General features: G+C 57.0%; 10 protein-coding genes and 1 pseudogene. 2 read left to right on the top strand and 9 right to left on the bottom strand.

Annotated elements, in window-relative coordinates:
- Positions 1-315: 315 nt before the first annotated feature.
- The 7 genes from FHN83_RS22470 to FHN83_RS22440 form a co-directional block, all read right to left on the bottom strand.
- On the bottom strand, positions 316-1,071 hold the full coding sequence (locus FHN83_RS22470; protein WP_218015335.1) for a KilA-N domain-containing protein: 756 nt from the start codon (positions 1,069-1,071) through the stop codon (positions 316-318).
- A gap of 607 nt (positions 1,072-1,678) precedes the next feature.
- A complete protein-coding gene (locus tag FHN83_RS22465; protein ID WP_139564980.1) occupies positions 1,679-2,158 on the bottom strand; it encodes a hypothetical protein in 480 nt (159 codons plus the stop codon).
- A gap of 345 nt (positions 2,159-2,503) precedes the next feature.
- A complete protein-coding gene (locus FHN83_RS22460; RefSeq protein WP_009653618.1) occupies positions 2,504-3,772 on the bottom strand; it encodes an ISL3-like element ISKpn25 family transposase in 1,269 nt (422 codons plus the stop codon).
- A 4-nt stretch (positions 3,773-3,776) separates the two neighbouring features.
- Positions 3,777-7,034: a type I restriction endonuclease subunit R gene (locus FHN83_RS22455; RefSeq protein ID WP_009653619.1), complete on the bottom strand. Its 3,258-nt coding sequence runs from the start codon at positions 7,032-7,034 to the stop codon at positions 3,777-3,779.
- Complete coding sequence (locus tag FHN83_RS22450; protein WP_009653617.1) at positions 7,035-8,369, bottom strand: restriction endonuclease subunit S; 1,335 nt, start codon at positions 8,367-8,369, stop codon at positions 7,035-7,037.
- On the bottom strand, positions 8,366-10,393 hold the full coding sequence (locus FHN83_RS22445) for a type I restriction-modification system subunit M (RefSeq protein ID WP_009653620.1): 2,028 nt from the start codon (positions 10,391-10,393) through the stop codon (positions 8,366-8,368). Before FHN83_RS22445 ends, FHN83_RS22450 begins: the two co-directional genes overlap by 4 nt.
- 349 nt (positions 10,394-10,742) lie before the next feature.
- Positions 10,743-12,344 carry a site-specific integrase gene (locus tag FHN83_RS22440; RefSeq protein WP_176556516.1) on the bottom strand — a complete coding sequence of 534 codons (1,602 nt, stop codon included), beginning with the start codon at positions 12,342-12,344 and terminating at the stop codon, positions 10,743-10,745.
- 57 nt (positions 12,345-12,401) lie between these two features.
- Here FHN83_RS22440 and FHN83_RS22435 point away from each other — a divergent pair.
- Positions 12,402-13,436, top strand: a pseudogene (locus FHN83_RS22435) (molybdopterin dinucleotide binding domain-containing protein); the annotation flags it as partial.
- A gap of 45 nt (positions 13,437-13,481) precedes the next feature.
- Positions 13,482-14,081 (top strand): Tat proofreading chaperone DmsD, encoded by a 600-nt coding sequence (dmsD, locus tag FHN83_RS22430; protein ID WP_139564977.1) that lies wholly within the window; start codon positions 13,482-13,484, stop codon positions 14,079-14,081.
- Between the two features lie 12 nt (positions 14,082-14,093).
- Here the strand turns inward: dmsD and atzF are convergent, their stop codons facing one another.
- Both atzF and uca read right to left on the bottom strand, forming a co-directional pair.
- Complete coding sequence (gene atzF / locus FHN83_RS22425; protein ID WP_139564976.1) at positions 14,094-15,893, bottom strand: allophanate hydrolase; 1,800 nt, start codon at positions 15,891-15,893, stop codon at positions 14,094-14,096.
- A complete protein-coding gene (gene uca / locus FHN83_RS22420; protein WP_139564975.1) occupies positions 15,890-19,492 on the bottom strand; it encodes an urea carboxylase in 3,603 nt (1,200 codons plus the stop codon). Before uca ends, atzF begins: the two co-directional genes overlap by 4 nt.
- Between the last annotated feature and the right edge of the window lie 8 nt (positions 19,493-19,500).

The raw sequence follows: 19,500 nt of genomic DNA, 5'->3' as shown, positions 1-19,500 counted from the left end.
GAGTTGAGACCATCGGTACCGCAGACACAGTTATGCCTACGGGTCTCCCCGCATCGGTCGTCTCAAAAGGTGTTTAAAATTAGGTTCATCCGGAAATCTCCGGAAGGTTAAGACTCAAGCTTCGCTAACGCTCGGCGTAGCTGATTGCTCAAATCACGGTCGACCAGCATCGCTATAAGTTCGTCCCGGCTGTAGTACGGGCGCTCAGAGTCATCGACTCCAAGTCTCAGCAGGGACAGGAGGTGACGAGTGGGAAGACCACGGTAACGGAGGGTCGCTTTGCCTATAGGTGTTCTAGGGTCAATCATCATCATCTTAGAGTCCTCCCTTAGCGCAGAGACGAACCAGCTCGACCTTGTTGGACTTAAGCCACTCGTAGCCCTTGGTGAGGACCTTAAGCCCTTCCTGACCGTTGTAGTGGTTATCCTGAAGACGGTAATAGACATTCTCCAGACCCTTCGGATTGAAGCTGGTCATCCAGCCACCTGACGAGATGTCAAATACAGGCTGTCCTCGACCGTCAAGCTTGCGACTATAGAAGGGATTAGCTATACGCCCTGACTTCAACACGGCATTAAGAGCCTTGGCTGATACCAGCTTTGTACCTAACCTGAAGTCGAGATTCTTAAGACACTCTGTCAGGGTGTGACCCTGCTTCGGGTTATCCAGCTTTTCCAGCCAGTTACGGGCTATAGGCTTGAGACCCTTAAGTTCCTTGGAGTCCTGCGCCAGCGCCTTAGCTTCTGACACTTTGTCGTTACGTAAAGCGATGAAAGCACGGATGACCTTTAGGTAGAAATCGTCAGAGACCCACATCGCATAGGCAATAGCCGCTTCCTCAGTTGCCAGTGTGCCACCGGAGCGTCCTGCTAAAACATGCAAATTTGCATCTTTAACGAGTTTGTCTTTTAGAGAGCTACGCCACTGACCCGGCTCCTTAGCAGGTGGAAGCCCAAGCGTCCTATGTAGCTCGTTCAGGTTCCACATACGGTCCTGATTACAGGCCCAGTGATAGCCGTCAACGATGACCGGAAGAACTACTTCATGCTTCATTAAGGGTTGAGTTGACATATCGTTGTACTCCTTTTGTTATGCCTCCTGAAGTCACACCCTGAAAGCCTACTCAAGCCCCCAACGATAGGGAGACTCACAGGCAACAGGAGACATACAGAAAGACTTGAGGTAGCGAGTAGACGAGCTACTAGCGGTAATGAGGTCGTGTGAAGACCAGAGATGATGGTGACTACTCAAAGCTGAGCGCTGCTAAAGGAGGAAATTCCCCCTCTTTTAAATCCAGCCCAAATTTGGACCGTCAAGTCCCCCTACCAGAAGGAAAAGTTTTCCGTTCGGTTGCAAAAGGTTTGCATCTGGTGCAGTGAGGTAACCCGGTGTCTCCATCTGAATAAAGGTGAGACCGCATGTCAGGACGAGCTGTAAGGACCCCAGATGGTGAGCGGTGATAGACTTAAGCCAATGAGCTGACTGAAGAACGCTAACGAGCTGGAGGTCATACAGGAGGTCTGACAGAGGCGGTCACAGTGGCTAGAGGTCCTAGCTGTACCTTGACCACTTAGAGGAGATACTTAATGTCGGTTAACCAGATGTTCGCATGTTCTGACGCATCAGACCCAGAGGCGGAGGCTGGTCTCCCTATAGTGATAGTTTAGGGTCTGGTCCCCTATAGTGAGGGTGTATTCATCATCCCTTTATCGATAAGGATTTTCTTCATGTTCACAGCAGTGGACTGAAGCACACTATTAACGTGGCGCAGGTAGCGAGGAGACGGGGAGCGACCCGTGATTGCCGTGTAGGAGATGTCAGTATTGCGGGAGAAGATGTCGTTAGTGCTGTATAAGGCAGCGAACAGGTAAGCCTTTGAGACGGGGAGTCCAGAGCCTACAGCGCCACTGGTAGCACGTGACAGTCCTGTAAACACATCGTCTGCCCATGGGTAGGCCTCAGCAAGCTGTGAATAGGATAGACATCCTGTTTCAATCAGCCACAGCCTCACAGACCGATTGTCGATGACCACAGGCGGCTTACCTGTACGGGCCTTGGGTTCATCATAGGTCGGCGCTGGTAGCTGCTCATGGTCGAGGTCTCCACCGAAGAAGGCCTCATTGGTGGACTCTGAGTAGCATTGAATTGTAATAGCCATGGATGGGCCTCCTCTTAAGGTTGGCTACTTGCAGTGGGTAGCAGCGGTTTTGGTTAGGTGGAGGACAGGCGTGTCTCTCCCTAGGGTGATAGTTAAGGGTCTGAGCCCAAACTTCCTAAGGTGAGGGATTATTGTAAGACACTGAAAGCTAATGGAAAGTTGGAGGAGCTAGAGTTAGGGAACCAGTTTAAATAAGGGCTATTTGCATTCTAGGGTTGGAATTCATCCATTCTAACCCTTGATTCTTAGTCGGAAAAAAAGCTGCTTCTGGTTGGATTTTTCTGTTTTTCACCACCCAGCGAAAATCTAACATTGGTTGGATTCTCAGACGCGCCATCTCTCGCGTTAATCCAACTCTCCACCTTCTGCCTGCTTCAACAATGTCGGAATGTGCGGTCCATACTCGACCTTGCCTCGTCCTGCTCGAATACCACTGCCAACCTTGCGGGCTTCTTTGGAGTACAACGTCTTTGCACGGATGATCTCATAGCTATAACCCCGACCTAACCGATTGGACATCTTGATCAAGCCGTTGAGCCCTTCTGTATAGCCATTGGTGATTGAGAACGGCGCATCCCAGTAGGCAAAGATGTCGTCGTAATGGTTGTGTACCGTTTTTACCAGTGTTTTGAAAGGCTCCATGCCATAAAGTGGAAGGCTGTTCTCCCAAGCCTCAAAGGCGTTCTGAGCGCTCTGCTTGTCGGGTTCGTCGTAGATGCAGAAGAAGGCTTCCTTGAAGTCATAGGCCATGGCAAGTGCTGGGATCGCCTGCTTTACAACCTCCAGCGCCTTTTGCTCTGCGGGTGTCAAGTTGCCGGGTCGCTTCAGGGTGAGCCAGCGAATCGACTTTTTGACGTAAATGCGATCTTCTTTGCTTAACTGTGCCTGATAGTTCTTGCGCTCCACTTCCAAGGCTTCAGAAGCCATCTTGACGACATGGAACTTGTCGATCACCAGTTTGGCGTTGGGCAGATACTGAGCAAAGGAACGCTTGAAGGGTCGCCACATATCCGTACAGACCCATTCCACCTTGTCAGCATCCGGCAAATCCTTGAAGAAGGGCTTCAAATGCTCTTGAGTTCGATGCTCCAACATATCAAAGACGTTGTTGGTTGCCAGATTGGTGATTACACAGCGATACCCTCCGGCCAGGTTCACTTCGTCAATGCCCATGATGACTGGGGTTTCGTAACGAACGGTTTGGGAGAGTTCCTCAATGAGATCGTGAGCGATGTTCTTGACGGTGTTCACCGCCACACCGGTTTGCTCAGCTAAAGCATGGAAGGTGGTTCCCAGGCACTGTTGCCGAATAACATCGACCAGCCGTTTGGTGGCTCGGCGTTTGTCATCCAGAAAACTCAACTCCGGCATGGACATTTTTCCGCACGACTCACAGCGAAAGCGCGGGCGCTGAACTTCAAGGCGGACGGGCTCCATGTACAACGGCGTGTCCATGAACTTGTTTTTGCGCGTACCGTGTCTGTGCATAGGGATGTTGCAGTCCCCACATAACGGCACCTCGACCGTTACCGGCTCAGCGACTATCACAAGGCACTTGCCTTCGTGGCGCATATCGACCGGCTTGATGCCTGGCAGATTCAGCAGGTCAAGCATCTGCTTAATCCATACCCAGATCGATGTCTTTGCCTTCGCGTAGCAGGTCATACACCATATCAACCAATGCGGTCATGCCCTGACGGTCAGACTTGAGCACCTGGGTTGCCAGCTTCTGATGACTGGACAAAGCACGAACAACAGCTTGCTGCACAGCACCGGGGAGGTTGCCTTTCATAGCCTGCTCACGGGTGTTGCTTTCCACCTGAGCCATGACGACATCGCTTTCACCGGTAATCGCTGAAATCTGATTAACGAAAGCCACCTGATCCTGGATCGGCGTCGCCTCACCAAACAGGCTGTTGAGCCTCTCGATAATCTCTTTGACGAATTTCGGCTTGTCGCCTGCCGCTCCACCACCGCCTGCACCTGCTGGTTGCAATACCGGGGTTTTGCCTTCTTCTTCTACGTCATCGGGTCGAGCATTGATGTCAAAGCCAGTAAGCACCAGGCCTGTCAAGTCCACGGTTTCCGGTGCTTCGTGCTGAAGGCGCTTTTGCAGCAGCTTGGCGAAAGCGGCAAAGTTCTCCAACTCCGGGTCGCCAAAATCAATCAGTTGGGCGATATAGGAATAGGTACGGCAGAAGCGCCCCAGGTCCGACTTGAAGCCCATCAGCGCCTTGATTTGCTCGGCATACTCATCCTGGTGGTGATCGGCAGACTTCATGCCCGCCTCATCACCCCTGGCGCGGGCCTTCTCAAACGCTGCTTCCCAGGTTGCCATGCCATCGCGCAACATTTTCATCTTGTCGTTATACAAGGCCGTCGCTCCAGCTGTAGCGGTATACAGCGCCTTGTGCTGTGGCGATTTAGTATGGGTGATGTCACGTATGGTCTTGAAGCGGGCTTCTTTGAACGCGGCCAAGTCCTTCTCGTCGTACAGGCCGTGCTCGTCCAGTCGCTCCTTGATCTCGTAGACCACATTGAGGTCTTGCACTTCGCTGATGTGAGCGCCTTTGTCATAGGTGGCAAAGGCCTTGCGCACGTTCTCTGGATCGTTCACGAAGTCGATGATAAAGACTTCATCCTTCCCAGGTGCCGTCCGGTTCAGGCGGGCGAAGGTCTGCACAATCTCCACATGGTTGGCGATTTTCTTGTCCACATACATGGCGACCAGTTTGGGCTGGTCAAAGCCAGTCTGGAACTTGTCGGCCACCAACATCACCCGGTATTCCGGGCGGTCAAAGGCAAAGCGCAAATCCTGCCCGTGGACATCCGGGTTCATGCTCTGCTCGGTGAACTCCTCGTTCTCATCGACGATAAACACATCATCCTTGAACTCGCTGTCATCCTGGTGCATCACCTGCTTACCGGTCATCTTGCCGGAGAAGGCCACCAGTGAATGAATAAAGCCGTACTCGCTGTGCTGCTCGATATAGCGGTCAAACGCCTTCTTGTAGCGAATGGCAGCGGCACGGGAGCTGGTCACTACCATCGCCTTGGCCTTGCCATCCAGCCGGTGGGCGACGTTTTTGGTGAAGTGCTCAACGATAAACTGTACCTTCTGGGTCACATTGGTGGGATGCAATGACATCCACTGTGCCAGGGCGCGTTTGGCGGCCTTGCCGCTTACCCGCTTGCTGTCTTCAAGCTGCTTGGAAAGGTTGAAGGCCGTTTTGTAGGGCACATAGCCGTTCAACACATCGAGAATGAATTTCTCCTCAATGGCCTGGCGCATGGTGTACAGGTGGAAGGCTTGCGGCGGGTTATCGTCCGAGATCGGTTGGCTTGGATCTGTCGGGCGACCAAACAGCATCAAAGTGGAGTGCTTGGGCGTGCCGGTAAAGGCGAAGTAGCTGATATTGTCCGGGCGGGCGCGAGACTTTTGCAGTTGCTCCAGTAGTTCATCCACCGTCATGGTGGACATTTTGCCTTGTCCGCTCATCCCCAGCGCGGCTTGCAGCTTAGCGGCGGTAGAGCCAGTCTGCGAGTTATGCGCCTCATCAATGATCACAGCAAAGTTTTTCCCTTTCAGGGCCTTGTCAGTGATGATGGCTTCCATCGCGTAGGGGAAGGTCTGGATCGTTACTACCACAATCGGCGTGCCAGACAACAAGGCATCCGAGAGCTGCTTGCTCTTGGACTTGGATGACTTCTGCCGGTCAATGGCGGCGATCACCCCAAACTGATGGTCAATCTGCTTCACCGCGTCCTGGAGCTGGCCGTCCAGCACATTACGGTCGGTGACAATGATCACGCTGTTAAATACCGCGTCGCCGTTATCTTCGCGCAGTTTCACCAAGTCATGGGCCGTCCAGGAAATGGTGCTGGTCTTGCCGGAACCGGCGCTGTGGTCACACAGGTAGGTCATGCCTGCGCCATTTTCGCGGGCATCGGCCAGCATCTGGTTCACTGCCGTCCATTGGTGAAAGCGCGGGAAAATCAGGGTTTCTTTCTTCGACCAGTTGCCCTGAATATCCACCACGTCCTTTTTCTCGACGTAGACAAAGCTATGGAAAATCCGCAGCCAGGCATCCGGCTGGCAGACCGCCTCCCAGAAGTAGGCTACCGGGTATTCCTGGGTACCATCGGCCTTAATCTCACCTGGCGGGTTACCCGCATGTACAGTGCCGCTTTCGTCATTGCGCCCCTTATTGAACGGCAGGAAAAAGGTGCTTTCTCCATCCAGCTTGGTCGCCATCATGATTTCAGAGTCGGACATGGCGAAATGTACCACTGCCCCACGCTTGAAGGTCAGCAATGGCTCCCGGCGTTTGGTCTGGGCGTCATACGGCAGGCGATCATTGCGGTACTGATCCATGGCCGCTTCGCAGGACTGGGTGAAGTCGGTCTTCAGTTCGACGGTTGCCACCGGCAGACCGTTGATAAACAGCACCAGATCAATGGCAAATTCACGGGCCGGGTGATACTTCAGCTCCGGCACCACGCGCAGTATATTGGCCTGGTAGCGCTCAATGACTGCTGCATTGCGCTTGTCTTCCGGTGCGGCCTCGGTCATCTCGATCAGGCCGCAACCGGCAATGGAAAAGCCCTGGCGCAACACCTGCATGGTGCCTTGTTTCTCCAGTGCTTTATCCAAGCGATCCATCAGCACTTCAAGGGTTTTGGCCCCGTTGAGCCGTTCCAGCTTGTCCCATTTTTCCTGCTGGCCGCTGGTTTTGATCCAGCTTTCCAGGTCTTCGGGATACACCGCCCGCTCGGTGTTGTAGAACTTGGAATCACCCAGCTTCCAGCCCTGATCTACCAACCGGTCGATGATGTATTGCTGGAAGTATTTTTCCTGATGTGCTGCTGATTGCATTTATTGTTTTCCTCGCAAATCAATCTGGCCGGTGACAGCGGCGGTGATAAAGGCGGCGCGGCGTTCTTTGAGCAGGGTGATACTTTGTTCCGACTTGCTAATCAGAGCATCAATGCGGGCGGTTTCAAGGTCGAGGGTGGCTAGAATGGCATCTTGCTCCTTCAGATCTGGAAGAGGTAGACGAGTGTTCGCTACATATTCATGCTCTAAGCTTTCAACAGTAGCTCCTTCTTTTGCCCATATCCCAAGCAACGAGCGGTTAAGACCCTGTACCCACCGAAGTATAAACCGGGGTCTAACCCTAGTTTCATCAAGGCTCAATGCTTTCATGTCCTGATTTAAGCTAACAGGAACATTATTGATCCCAACCGGTATCGTGTGACGAAGAATACCTGATCGAGCAACCAGCAACACCGCTCCCGAGTCAATCAGTTTCGTGGCACTATTTTCCAGTCCTTTGGTAGTTATATGATCTATAGAATCGGTAATCACCTCATGTTTCATATCCTTTGGAGAGACCCAAGGGATGCAGCCGTTCCAATAGTCTGGATTTTCTTTTGATGGCGTACCACCACCAGAGAATGCAGCAACATGCTTTAGTTTTGTCGCCTCCCAGTGCTCCGGCACCTGCCCAATCCACTCAATGCCGGAATCCTTCATCTTGGCGTTGCGGTCTAGTCCCTTGGTGACAGCATGGGTAATCAGCCCCTGCCGCTTTTCCTTCAGTAGCTCGACAAAGCGGTTTTTCTTCTCGATAAGCGCATCAATACGGGCGGTTTCGCGGTCGAGGGTGGCCGCGATGGTGGCTTGTTCGTCAGTGTCGGGAAGCCCGATAGTAAATGACTCAAACAGATCCGTTGGAACTCGCTTTAAGCCTCCAGTGCCTCTCATCTCAGATTTGGCAATTGTTCTGAACTGCTCTTCTTGCAGACGGTAGTAAAGAAACCGGTTATGTCCCTTTCCATTTACCCGAAGAACATTGATTTCAGTAGAGCCAAACCCAATGCCGTTAACCAGACCATTGGCTATCGCTATGTTTCCATTCTCGAAGCAAGGCGTTACCTTGGCGATCAGAATATCGCCATCGCAGAAATAGCTATATCCACCATACACTTCATGAATAGGACGAGTTTCATCAAGTGTTACAGCATTGGTTCTCAGCTTTTCCATAGGGAGAAATGTGCAAAGAGAATCCTTTTCCTCACTTAAGGTCGATTTCCTGGGATTCAAGGCGGAAATTCGCTTAATCTGCGCAATCTTCCAATGCTCCGGCACCTGCCCAATCCACTCAATGCCGGAATCCTTATACGCGGGATATGCTCTGTACTGGCTCATTCGCTGGCCACCTCCGCCAGTAGCGCGGCAATCTCGGCTTCTACCTGCTTCAGGTCTTCATCAATATCATGCAGCTTGCGCGGCGGCTGGTACTGGTAGAAGAAGCGGTTGAAGTTGATCTCGTAGCCAACGCGGCCCAATTGACCATCCCTGGCATCGGTAAAGCTCTCATCCAGCCAAGCATCCGGCACATGAGGAAGCACTTCGCGGGCAAAGTAGTCGTCGATGTCATCCAGATAGGGGACGTTCTCGTAATCAGTCAAATCTGTGTCTGGCACCAGCTCGCCGTTGGAATCCGTGACTGGCTCGGCTTTCGGGTCTTTGTGACCAAAGGCGCTGATTAGGGCGGTGATCAATGTCTTGTTGGATTTGACCTTGAGCTGCTTTGCTTCATCGGACTTGATCGAGTCCCTAACAAAGGTTTCTGCCCAGCTATAGGGCTGCGTTTGCCCGATCAGCGGCTTGAGGGCTTCACGCCAGAATGTCTGATGCGCATCAGAGAGCTTTTCCCAGGCAGCTTCGGCTTCCAACCGATCCATGCCCACCTTATCCAGCTCCAGGGTCATGCGCAGCGGGCGCAGGACCTTGATACGGCGGTAGCCAAAGGTACGGTAGTCAAGCATCCGGGAAAGCGCTCCGGTTTCGCCTGTGGCGTAGATGTCCAGAATCTGGCGGCGCTGCTCATCGCTGACAATACGGCGCTTGTTGCCCTCGTTGCGGATTGAAGTCCAAAGGTCGGTGGCGTTGATCAACTGCACCTTGCCTTTGCGCTCCTGCGGCTTCTTGTTGGACAGAATCCACAGGTAGGTGGCGATATTGGTGCGGAAGAACAGATCCGTTGGCAGAGCTACAATGGCTTCAATCAGGTCGTCTTCCAGCAACCAACGGCGTATTTCCGATTCGCCAGACGCGGCACCGCCGTTAAACAGTGGCGAACCCGACAGCACGATAGCGGCGCGGCCACCGCCGTTGATCGGCAGTTCTAGCTTGCTCGCCAGGTGCATCAAAAACAGCATGGAGCCATCGCTAATTTTCGGCAGGCCCGGCCCAAAACGGCCCAACTCACCTTTTTTGTGTTCTGCTTCGACGGCGGTTTTGTCCTTCTCCCATTTCTTGCCGAAAGGCGGATTGGACAGGCAGTAGTGGAAACGCTCACCGGCAAACTGGTCGTTGGACAGCGTGCTGCCCTGACGAATGTTCTTCGACAGATCTCGGCCTGGGTCGGACTCCAAACGGCGGATCAGCATACCGGCTACACAAACCGCATGGGTTTCCGGCTCCAACTCCTGCCCGTGCGGCACCAGCACTGGCGGGATCTTGTCGCGGTTACCGTAGTCACCCACATGGTTCATGGCATCGGTGAGGAAGCCACCCGTGCCACAGGTCGGGTCATACAGAGTACGAATCAAACCGGGGCTGGCCTCAAACAGGGCATCATCCGGGTCAAGTAGCAATGCGGTCGCTAGGTGAACGATGTCGCGCGGCGTCATGAAGTCCTCGGCCCCTTCATTGACCTCGGCACCAAAGCGGCGAATTAGGTGTTCGTAGATGTTACTCATCACCCGATCCGGAACCACGTCCGGGTGCAGATCGATCTTGGCGAAGTTCTGGCAAATCTTGTACAGCAAGCCCGCTTTCTCCAGCCGGATCACCGTATTGCCAAACTCAAACTCCTCGAAGATAGCGCGGGCATTATCCGAAAACAGGGCGATGTAGTCTTCCAGATTGCGGCGCGTCTTGGTGCTACCCAAGGTGCCGAGGGAGTATTCAGAGGTGTTGTAGAAGGGGTATTCAGCGGTTGAGCGCAGAATGGTATCCAGCTCGACATCGGCATCCTTGAAAGCGTCATGCGCTTCTCTCACCGCCTCGCGGGTCGGCTCCAGCGCACACTCCAGGCGGCGCAGCAAGGTAAACGGCAAAATGATCTTGCCAAAGTCCGTATGCTTGAAGTCCCCCCAAAGGTCTTCCGCATTCTTCCAAATAAAGTCAGCCTGTGAAGCTGCCGATCCCGTAAATTCGCTCATTCTGGACTCCAACCACTTTTTGCACAGAACGGTACTGGAGTCAATCTGCGAATGTCAACCAGATTTTGCACAAAAGGGGATGGATTTAAATTCTTGGCTAAATTTGCGATCCTACCTCAGAATGCAAATAGCCTAAATAAGACACTAAGTTGGAGGGGCTGGAGTTAGGGAACCAGTTTAAATAAGACCACAGACAGACTTAGAGTCAGACAGCCGAAGGCGCACCAGTGGACCTACAGTCAGGAGGGATTATGATTATTATCACCCTCCATAACTTCAGTCCTGACTTCAGTAACCCAAGGTTCAGCCATCAGGAACAATCATGGTCTACCACCTTGGGTCTCCCTACTTAAAGTAAAGCTGTCTTAAGTACATCAGCCAGCCTACCCACAGCGTGTCCTTTCCCGTACAGGTCATACGTAATTGACTGACTGCTATGTCCTAAGATGCCCTGAGCGTCCACCAGATTGACTCCACGCTCTTTCATTCTGGTCGCCAGCCAATGCCTCAGACTGTGGAGAGAGACGTCCGTAGCGTCTGGCAGGGCTTCAGTCAGGACCCTTGAGTTAAACCAGTTTGAGTAGGCGCTCGGAGTCATCCCGAAGAGAGGACCCTCGTCAGGCTGCGTGTCTACCCATGAGAGGAAGGACTTCAGGTCAAGACCACAGGCCCCATCGGTCAGCGGCACAAGTCGGACTGAATGCTTATTCTTCACAGACTTGCCGTCTCCATCTTCATTGATGTCGATACAGACCAGTCCATTGTCCAAGGTTACAATGTCACGTTTAGTCAGGTGGCAGACCTCAGCAGACCGAGCGCCAGTGACTACAGACACCAGAGACGCCCATCTACGGGCCTCAGAGGTCGTGTGAGCCGTATGTCGTGTGAACTGATACTCAGACTCAACACGGACCAGAAGTCTCTCCAACTCCTCGTCAGTGAACGCTCTGCGCTTGGAGTCAACATCCTTGGTCAGCTTCATCCGTTCGATAGGGTTACGGCCCTCCAGATGCCCATTCATAAGACCATAATCAAGACACATCTTCGCCTTGGTCAGCAGCTTGTTAATCGTCGACGGTCTCACCTCAGCAGCCAGCATAGAGTCCCTGACAGCCAGCCACCCAGAGCGGGACATCAGGTCCATGTCTTCAGGCAGGAACCGGGAGACAGTATTGAGTGAGGACGACAGGTCCTTGTAGCTGGATGTCTTCAGGGTCTGGACCTTCTCAGCCAGCAGCGAGGACACTAGGCTTGAAAAAACTACAGATGGTTGGCGCTCTCTCGTGAATACTTGTGGGCTGACCCCCTGCTCGTTCCTCAAAATTGACGTAGAGTCGCCTATAGTTGAGTCATCAGTAAGGTTATTATCATCAATCAGCTTAATCAGACCAGAGGTATCACCAGTGTCTACCCTCTGCTGTGCTGCGGTCAGGACTTCAAGCGCTAACCTTATGCCCTTCTGCTGGTCCAGACTCAATGCTTGCGTAGCGGCTAGCTCCTTCAGGTTGGACTTCTCGTCGACCAGAGTAGCGACCTCAAGTCCATTCCAGTAATCGTCACTAGCGTCTGTCAGGAACTGCTCAGCCATAGACCGGAGATGCTCTGTAAGCTCCTGTAGTGAGACTTCAGGCCTATCCAACATGAAGGTCTTAGCTGTGGCTGCAAGCTCTCTCTGACGCATTGTGGCTACTCTCCTGTCTGTGCTGCGGGTCGATACTGAAAGAAACGGTGTGGTCTGTCCCTTGAGTCTGAAGCGGATAGTATATCGACCATTGGCTCTACGGACTAACTGAGGCGTAGCGAGTCTTGCGAGCAAGTGCGGGACTGCAAGGTCCTTGATTTGTGTCAGCCTTGTGTCAGGACTTGGGGTGTAGACTTGCGTATACAGATAGGGAGACCCAGAGAAAGAACTGGATGGATATACAGTATTATCATGATTAATGTCAGTCATATCAGGACCTTAAGTAGCATTGAGTCAACTACTTCAAGTCCATCCATCCGTCTGACAGTGGAGTCCATCTGGAACTATGCCGGTAACACCATCATCAACCAGCATTCGGATATCAACAAAACCCACGACATTTTGCAGGACGAGAGCAAGTGCGAAATGATTGTGGTGATCGACAACTTTATGACCTCTTCGGCGAAATATGCCGATCTACTGCTGCCGGATCTGATGACCGTCGAACAGGAAGACATCATTCCCAACGACTATGCCGGAAACATGGGCTATCTGATCTTCCTCCAGCCGGTGACCGCGCCAAAATTCGAACGCAAGCCCATCTACTGGATCATGAGCGAGGTGGCGAAACGCCTCGGCCCGAACGTGCATCAGCGCTTTACCGAAGGCCGGACCCAGGCAGAATGGTTGCAGTACCTCTACGCTAAGATGGTGGCTAAAGATCCGCAGCTCCCCTCTTATGAAGAATTAAAAGCGATGGGCATCTATAAACGTAAAGATCCGAACGGCCATTTCGTTGCCTACAAGAAATTCCGCGACGATCCGGCGGCTAACCCGCTGAAAACGCCGTCGGGGAAAATCGAGATCTACTCCAGCAGGCTGGCCGACATTGCAGGTTCTTGGCAACTGGAGAAAGACGAAACCATCAGCCCGCTGCCGGTCTATGCCTCCACCTTTGAAGGCTGGGACGATCCTGAGCGCAGCCAGTTCCCGCTGCAGCTGTTTGGCTTCCACTACAAGGCCCGCACCCACTCCAGCTATGGCAACGTGGATGTGCTGCAGGCCGCCTGCCGTCAGGAGGTGTGGCTCAACCCGGTGGACGCCGCGTCGCGCGGGATAGCAAACGGCGACATGGTGCGGGTGTGGAACGCCCGGGGCGAGCTGCGCATTCCGGCGAAAGTGACCCCGCGCATCATGCCGGGCGTCAGCGCCATGGGCCAGGGGGCGTGGCACGATGCCAACATGACCGGGGATCGCATTGACCACGGTTCGTGCATCAACACCCTGACCACCCATCGCCCGTCCCCGCTGGCGAAGGGTAATCCGCAGCACACCAACCTGGTGCAGATTGAAAAAGCGTAAATAATGAGTCAGCGCGGGGCAACCCGCGCAGTTAAAGGATGAAGTATGAGAGAGTCGTTTGCTTTTACTGCCCGCGTGTTGGGCGCCCTGTTTTACTACGCGCCGGACAGCCCCGAGGCCGCGCCGCTGGTCACGGCGTTGACCCAGACCGACTGGCTGCACGACTGGCCGCTGGATAACGAGCGGCTGGCCGCCGTCGCCGACGAACTGCGCGAGCCATGCGATGAGCCCCTGCGCACCGCCTGGCAGCGTCTGTTTGTTGGCCCCTGGGCGCTGCCCGCGCCGCCGTGGGGATCGGTGTGGCTGGATCGCGAATCGGTGCTTTTCGGGGACTCCACCCTCGCGCTGCGCCAGTGGATGCGGGACAACGGCATCGCCTTTGAGATGGCGCAAAACGAGCCGGAAGATCACTTTGGCGCCCTGCTGCTGATGGCGGCATGGCTGGCGGAAACCGGCCGTGACGCAGAGTGCGACCAGCTGCTGGCCTGGCATCTGCTGCCCTGGAGCAGCCGCTTTCTTGCCGTGTTCACCGAAAACGCAGGCCACCCCTTCTACCGCGCGCTGGGCAAACTGACGCAACTGACGCTGGCAGAGTGGCAGTCCGGCCTGCTGATACCCGTGGCCGAAAAGCCGCTCTACCGTTAACCTTCCCCTGGCTTACTTTTGCTGAGTAAGCCAGGCTCTCCAGCCCCCGAACGCGGTGATATCCTTCGCCCCCTGCAGGCCGTACTCCTCGCAGATAAACCCAGTTAACCAGCGCCCGTCCTCCAGCTCCACTTTCCCGAGCCCCAGCGGGGCAGGAATGCCCGCCAAAAAGGATCCCACTTCGGCGTGCGGCAATTCCCACACCTCCACGGCAATCGCCGCCCCGCGTTCGCGGTCGCGCACCATGCCGGGCCGTTTGCCGTCGGCCAGGGCATACAGACAATAGTGCGGCGCGCTGCGGGTTGTCTCGCGCAAGGTGGCCCCGCGCTGGCGCAGCTGGTGATTGAGCGCCAGCCCGTCAAGATGCGCCCCGCAAACGACGATCGGCAGACGATCGTGACTGGCCGCTGTCGCAGGTGCCGTCTCGTAGAGGGCGCGCTCCCCCGGCAAGGCCAGATTCTGCTGACGCTGTAACGCATCGGCAAAGCTCAGCAGGTACTGGTCGGTAAACGCCCGGCCAAACAGGGTCACGCCCGAGGGCAGGCCGTTCGCCATATGCCCGGCTGGCACCGCCACGGCGGCATAGTCCAGCAGGTTCATAAAGTTGGTATAGACCCCAAGATCGGAGTTGCGCTTCACCGGCTCCTCCGCCAGCTCTGCCAGGGTCACCGGGCGCGGATAGGTTGGCGTGAGCACGCAGTCCAGCTCCGCCATAATGGCATCGCATGCCCGTTTGTAACCCTGCAGTTGATACTGCGCGTCAAAGGCCGCCACCGCATCGGTGCCGGGGGCTTTGCCCAGCACGTCACGAATCACCGGCAGAACCTCATCGGGCTGCTGTTCAATGAGTTTGCCCGCCACGTGGTAACGCTCCGCCACCCACGGGCCGTTATAGAGCAGCGACGCCGCCGCCAGAAACGGCGAAAAATCGATGGTCACCGGCACGCCGCCAAGGGCGATCAAACGCTCTTTTGCCGCGTGGTACAGCGCTTCGCTCTCTGTGCAGCCAAGAAACTCCAGCCGGTCCGGCACGCCGAAACGAAAGCCTGCTGCGGGCACGCCAAACGCCTGCGCCCCGTTCCACGCCGGGTTGGCGCGGCTGTAGTCGTCGCGCGGATCCTGAACCGCCGTCAGGGCCAGCAGCTGGCTGGCTTCTGTCGCGGTGGCGGTAAAGAAGGTCACGCAGTCCAGGGTACGGCAGGCCGGAACCACCCCGGCGGTGGAAATTAGCCCTTTGGTCGCTTTCAGCCCGACGAGGTTGTTCAGCGCGGCGGGCACGCGCCCGCTCCCGGCAGTGTCGGTCCCGAGGGCAAAGCTCGCCAGCCCCAGCGCCACCGCCAGCGACGAACCCGCGCTGGAGCCCCCCGACGGATAGTCCGCATGGACGCTGTTGCGACACGCGCCATACGGGGAGCGGGTGCCGTTCAGGCCGGTAGCGAACTGGTCGAGGTTGGTTTTCCCCAGCGGAATAGCCCCCAGCGCAATCAGCTGTCGGACGATGGTCGCATCTTCCCGGGCCTGGTAAGCATAGGCCGGACAGGCGGCGGTCGTGGCAACGCCAGCCAGATCGATATTGTCTTTGATGGCAAACGGCACGCCGTAGAGCGGCAGCGTCTGGGGCGATCCGCCCTCAAGCGCCGCCAGATAGGGCTCCAGCTCTCCCGGGGTGAGCAGATAAATAAAGGCGTTGAACTCCGGGTTCAAAGCCAGCGCCCGCTCGCGCAGGGTGTTAATCACTTCGCGCGGCGTCAGGCGGCCGTCGCGGTAGGCCTGCGTCAGAACGTCGAGGCGCAAATCATAAGGATGCTTCATGCTGTTTTCTCCAGAACCACCACACACTGACCCGCGCGCACCGGGGAACCCGGCTGGACGCGCACCTGGCTGACAATGCCGTCCTGCGTGGCAAGCAGCGGGATCTCCATCTTCATCGACTCCAGCACCACCAGCACATCGCCCTCGCGGACGGCTTTGCCCACCTCAACGCTCACCTGCCACAGGTTGCCGGAGACCGGGCTGTCGATGCCCTCCTGCCCCGGCTGGAGCGGCGCATCGTCGCCCTCATCCGCCAGCACATCGCTGCTGTCGAAATGGGCCTGGCCGTTGGCGATCCAGCGCTCGCGCTCGGCGTTAAAGGCCTCCTGCTGATGGGTGCGGAAGGCGTCGATTTCCTGAGCTTCGTCGGCGAGGAACTGCTGGTACTCCGCCAGCTTCAGGCTGGTGTGTTCGATGCGCAGCGGATAGCGCCCCAGCGGGAAATCGCGGCGAATGGTGAGCAGCTCGTCGGCCGAGACCGGGTAGAAGCGGATCTGGTCGAAGAAGCGCAGCAGCCAGGGCTTGTCGTCAAAATCCGCCACCGCGTGATAGCGGCTCCACATCTGCAGCGTGCGGCCGACAAACTGGTACCCGCCCGGCCCCTCCATGCCGTAAACACACAGATAGGCCCCGCCGATGCCCACCGAGTTTTCCGCCGTCCAGGTCCGGGCCGGGTTGTACTTGGTGGTGACCAGACGATGGCGTGGATCCAACGGCGTAGCCACCGGCGCCCCGAGATAGACATCTCCCAGCCCCATCACCAGATAGCTGGCGTCAAACACCGTTTTGTAGACCTCATCAACGTTCGCCAGATCGTTAATCCGGCGGATAAACTCCAGGTTGCTCGGACACCAGGGCGCATCCCGGCGCACGGTGGTCATGTATTTGTCGATCGCCTTCTGGCAGGCCGGGTCGTCCCAGGAGAGCGGCAGCCAGACGATGCGCGACGGCACCTCCAGCGCGTCCTGCTCGCAGACCGCCAGCCACAGCCCGGCTACGGTATCCAGCAGGCTCGCCAGCGTGAGCGCCTCCGGCTGATAGTGGATCTGCAGGGAGCGGATCCCCGGCGTCAGATCGATAACCCCGTCCAGCGCCCGCGCCTCAAGGGCCTGCATCAGGGCGTGGGCGCGAAAACGCAGGACCAGATCCAGCTCCGGATCGCCAATTTCCAGCAGCAGATGGGTATCGCCCGAAAGCCGGGCCACCAGCCGCTTATCAGCCTGCCCCTGCTCCAGCACCACCGGCGAGGCCGGTTCCACGGGCTGCCACGCCACGTCCAGCGGCTGCAGGCTGGCAATCTGCGCGGCCTGCCCCTGAGCCAGCTGCCGGGCGGTAGCGATATCCACGGGCACAAAGCGCACTTTATCCCCCGCCTTCAGCTGCCCCACCGCGTGGAGATCGGCTTCGATGATGGTGACCGGGCAGACAAACCCGCCCAGGCTTGGGCCGTCCGGGCCGAGGATCACCGGCATGTCGCCGGTAAAATCCACCGCGCCGATGGCGTACGGGTTGTCGTGAATGTTCGACGGATGCAGCCCCGCCTCACCGCCGCTCTCGCGCACCCACTCCGGTTTCGGCCCAATCAGGCGCACGCCGGTGCGGCTGGAGTTAAAATGCACTTCCCAGTCGGTGGTAAAGAAGGTGTTCATGTAGCCAGGGGTGAAATACTCCGGCGCGCCGTGGGGGCCGTAGATCACCCGCAGGGTACGCACCGCATCGAGCCTGGTGTGCAGGGACTCAGACAGCGACTGCTCGGGGCACAAGGTGGTCAAAGGCGTGAGATGCAGCACGTCGCCGGTACGCAGCGCGCGCCCGGCGTGGCCGCCAAACTGCCCCAGGGTAAAGGTGCTTTTGCTGCCGAGATAATCCGGCACGTTAAACCCGCCGCGCAGGCACAGATAGCTGCGCACCCCGTCGCCGCGAATATCGCCCATCCGCAGGGTCATGCCGCTCTGCACCCGGTAGACCCGGTTGTTCTCCAGCGGCTCGCCGTCCAGGGTGAGGGCAATTTCCGCCCCGGTCACCGCCAGCTGCGCATCGCAGTTAAATTTCAGCGTCGGGCCGCTGAGGGTGATCTCCAGCGCGGCTGCCCCCTCGTCGTTGCCGAGCAGGCGGTTGCCAAGACGTAACGCGCGGCTGTCCATCGGGCCTGATGGCGGTACGCCCACCGCCCAGTAGCCGGTGCGTCCCGGGTAGTCCTGAATCGTGGTTTGCGTTCCGGCGCTGAGCACCTCAAGGGTCGCGGCCTGATAGACCAGCCTTTCCAGACAGCGGGTCCAGGGCTGGCCGCTGGCAAACGGCGCGAAGGTTAAAATCTGCTGCAGGTAGCTGCGGTTGGTCTCCACGCCGTACAGGCGGGTGTCCCCCAGCGCGGCGTGCAGGGCATCAATGGCGGCTTCACGCGTCGGCTGCCAGGCGATGATTTTCGCCAGCATGGGGTCAAAAAAGGGCGGCACTTCGCAGCCGGATTCCACCCAGCTGTCGATGCGCAGGGTGCGGCGGTCGTCCGCCGGGAAGGCCACCTCGGTGAGCAGGCCGGGAGAAGGCTGGAACTGACGGCCTGGATCTTCGGCATACACCCGCGCCTGAATGGCGTGGCCCGCAGGGGTCAGGCTTTCCGCCAGGGTCGCCAGCGGAGGCAATGTTCCGGCGGCCAGCTCAATCATCCAGCGCACCAGATCCACACCCCACACCTGCTCGGTGACGCCGTGCTCCACCTGCAGGCGGGTGTTAACCTCAAGGAAGTAGAACCGGGCGGCGTCGCTGTCGTAAACGAACTCCACGGTGCCCGCGCTGCGGTAGTTGACCGCTTTGCCCAGCTTGATCGCAGCCTGGCACAGCGCCTCCGCCATGCCGTCCGGCAGGTTGGGCGCCGGGGTCTCCTCCAGCACCTTCTGGTTGCGACGCTGTACGGAGCAGTCGCGCACGCCGAGGGCAATCACCTCTCCGTTGCCATCACCGAAAAGTTGCACCTCCAGGTGGCGCGCCCGCTCGATGTACTTCTCGATAAAGACGCCCGCATCGCTGAAGTTGTTTTTACCCAGACGCACCACCGCGTCGAAGGCGTCATTCAGTTCCGCCGCGCTATAGCAGACGCGCATCCCGATCCCGCCCCCGCCTGCGGTGCTTTTCAGCATCACCGGATAGCCCACCTCTTGTGCCGCCCGCAGCGCCTCGTTGACGTCCGCCAGCAGTTCGGTGCCTTCCAGCATCGGCACGCCGTGCGTTTTCGCCAGCGCGCGGGCGGTATGTTTCAGGCCAAACAGGCGCAGCTGCTCTGGCGTCGGGCCGACAAAAGCGATGCCCGCCGCTTCGCAGGCTTCGGCAAAGGCGGCGTTCTCCGAGAGAAAACCGTAGCCGGGGTGGATGGCCTGCGCGCCGGTAGCACGCGCTGCGGCGATGATTTTATCGCTGACCAGATAGGTATTCGCCGCCGGGCCGTCGCCCAGGCTGATGGCTTCGTCGGCCTCGCGGATATGCAGGCTGCTGATATCCGCCTCGGAATAGACCGCCACGCCGCCCATGTTCATGGCGCGCAGGGTGCGCAGAATGCGGCAGGCAATCGCCCCGCGGTTAGCAATCAGGAGTTTCGTCAACATAGTTCAGA

Source organism: Leclercia adecarboxylata (assembly GCF_006171285.1).
Taxonomy (GTDB): domain Bacteria; phylum Pseudomonadota; class Gammaproteobacteria; order Enterobacterales; family Enterobacteriaceae; genus Enterobacter; species Enterobacter barmai.
Note: the sequence above shows the minus strand (reverse complement) of the source record. Positions and strands in the feature narration are given on the sequence as shown.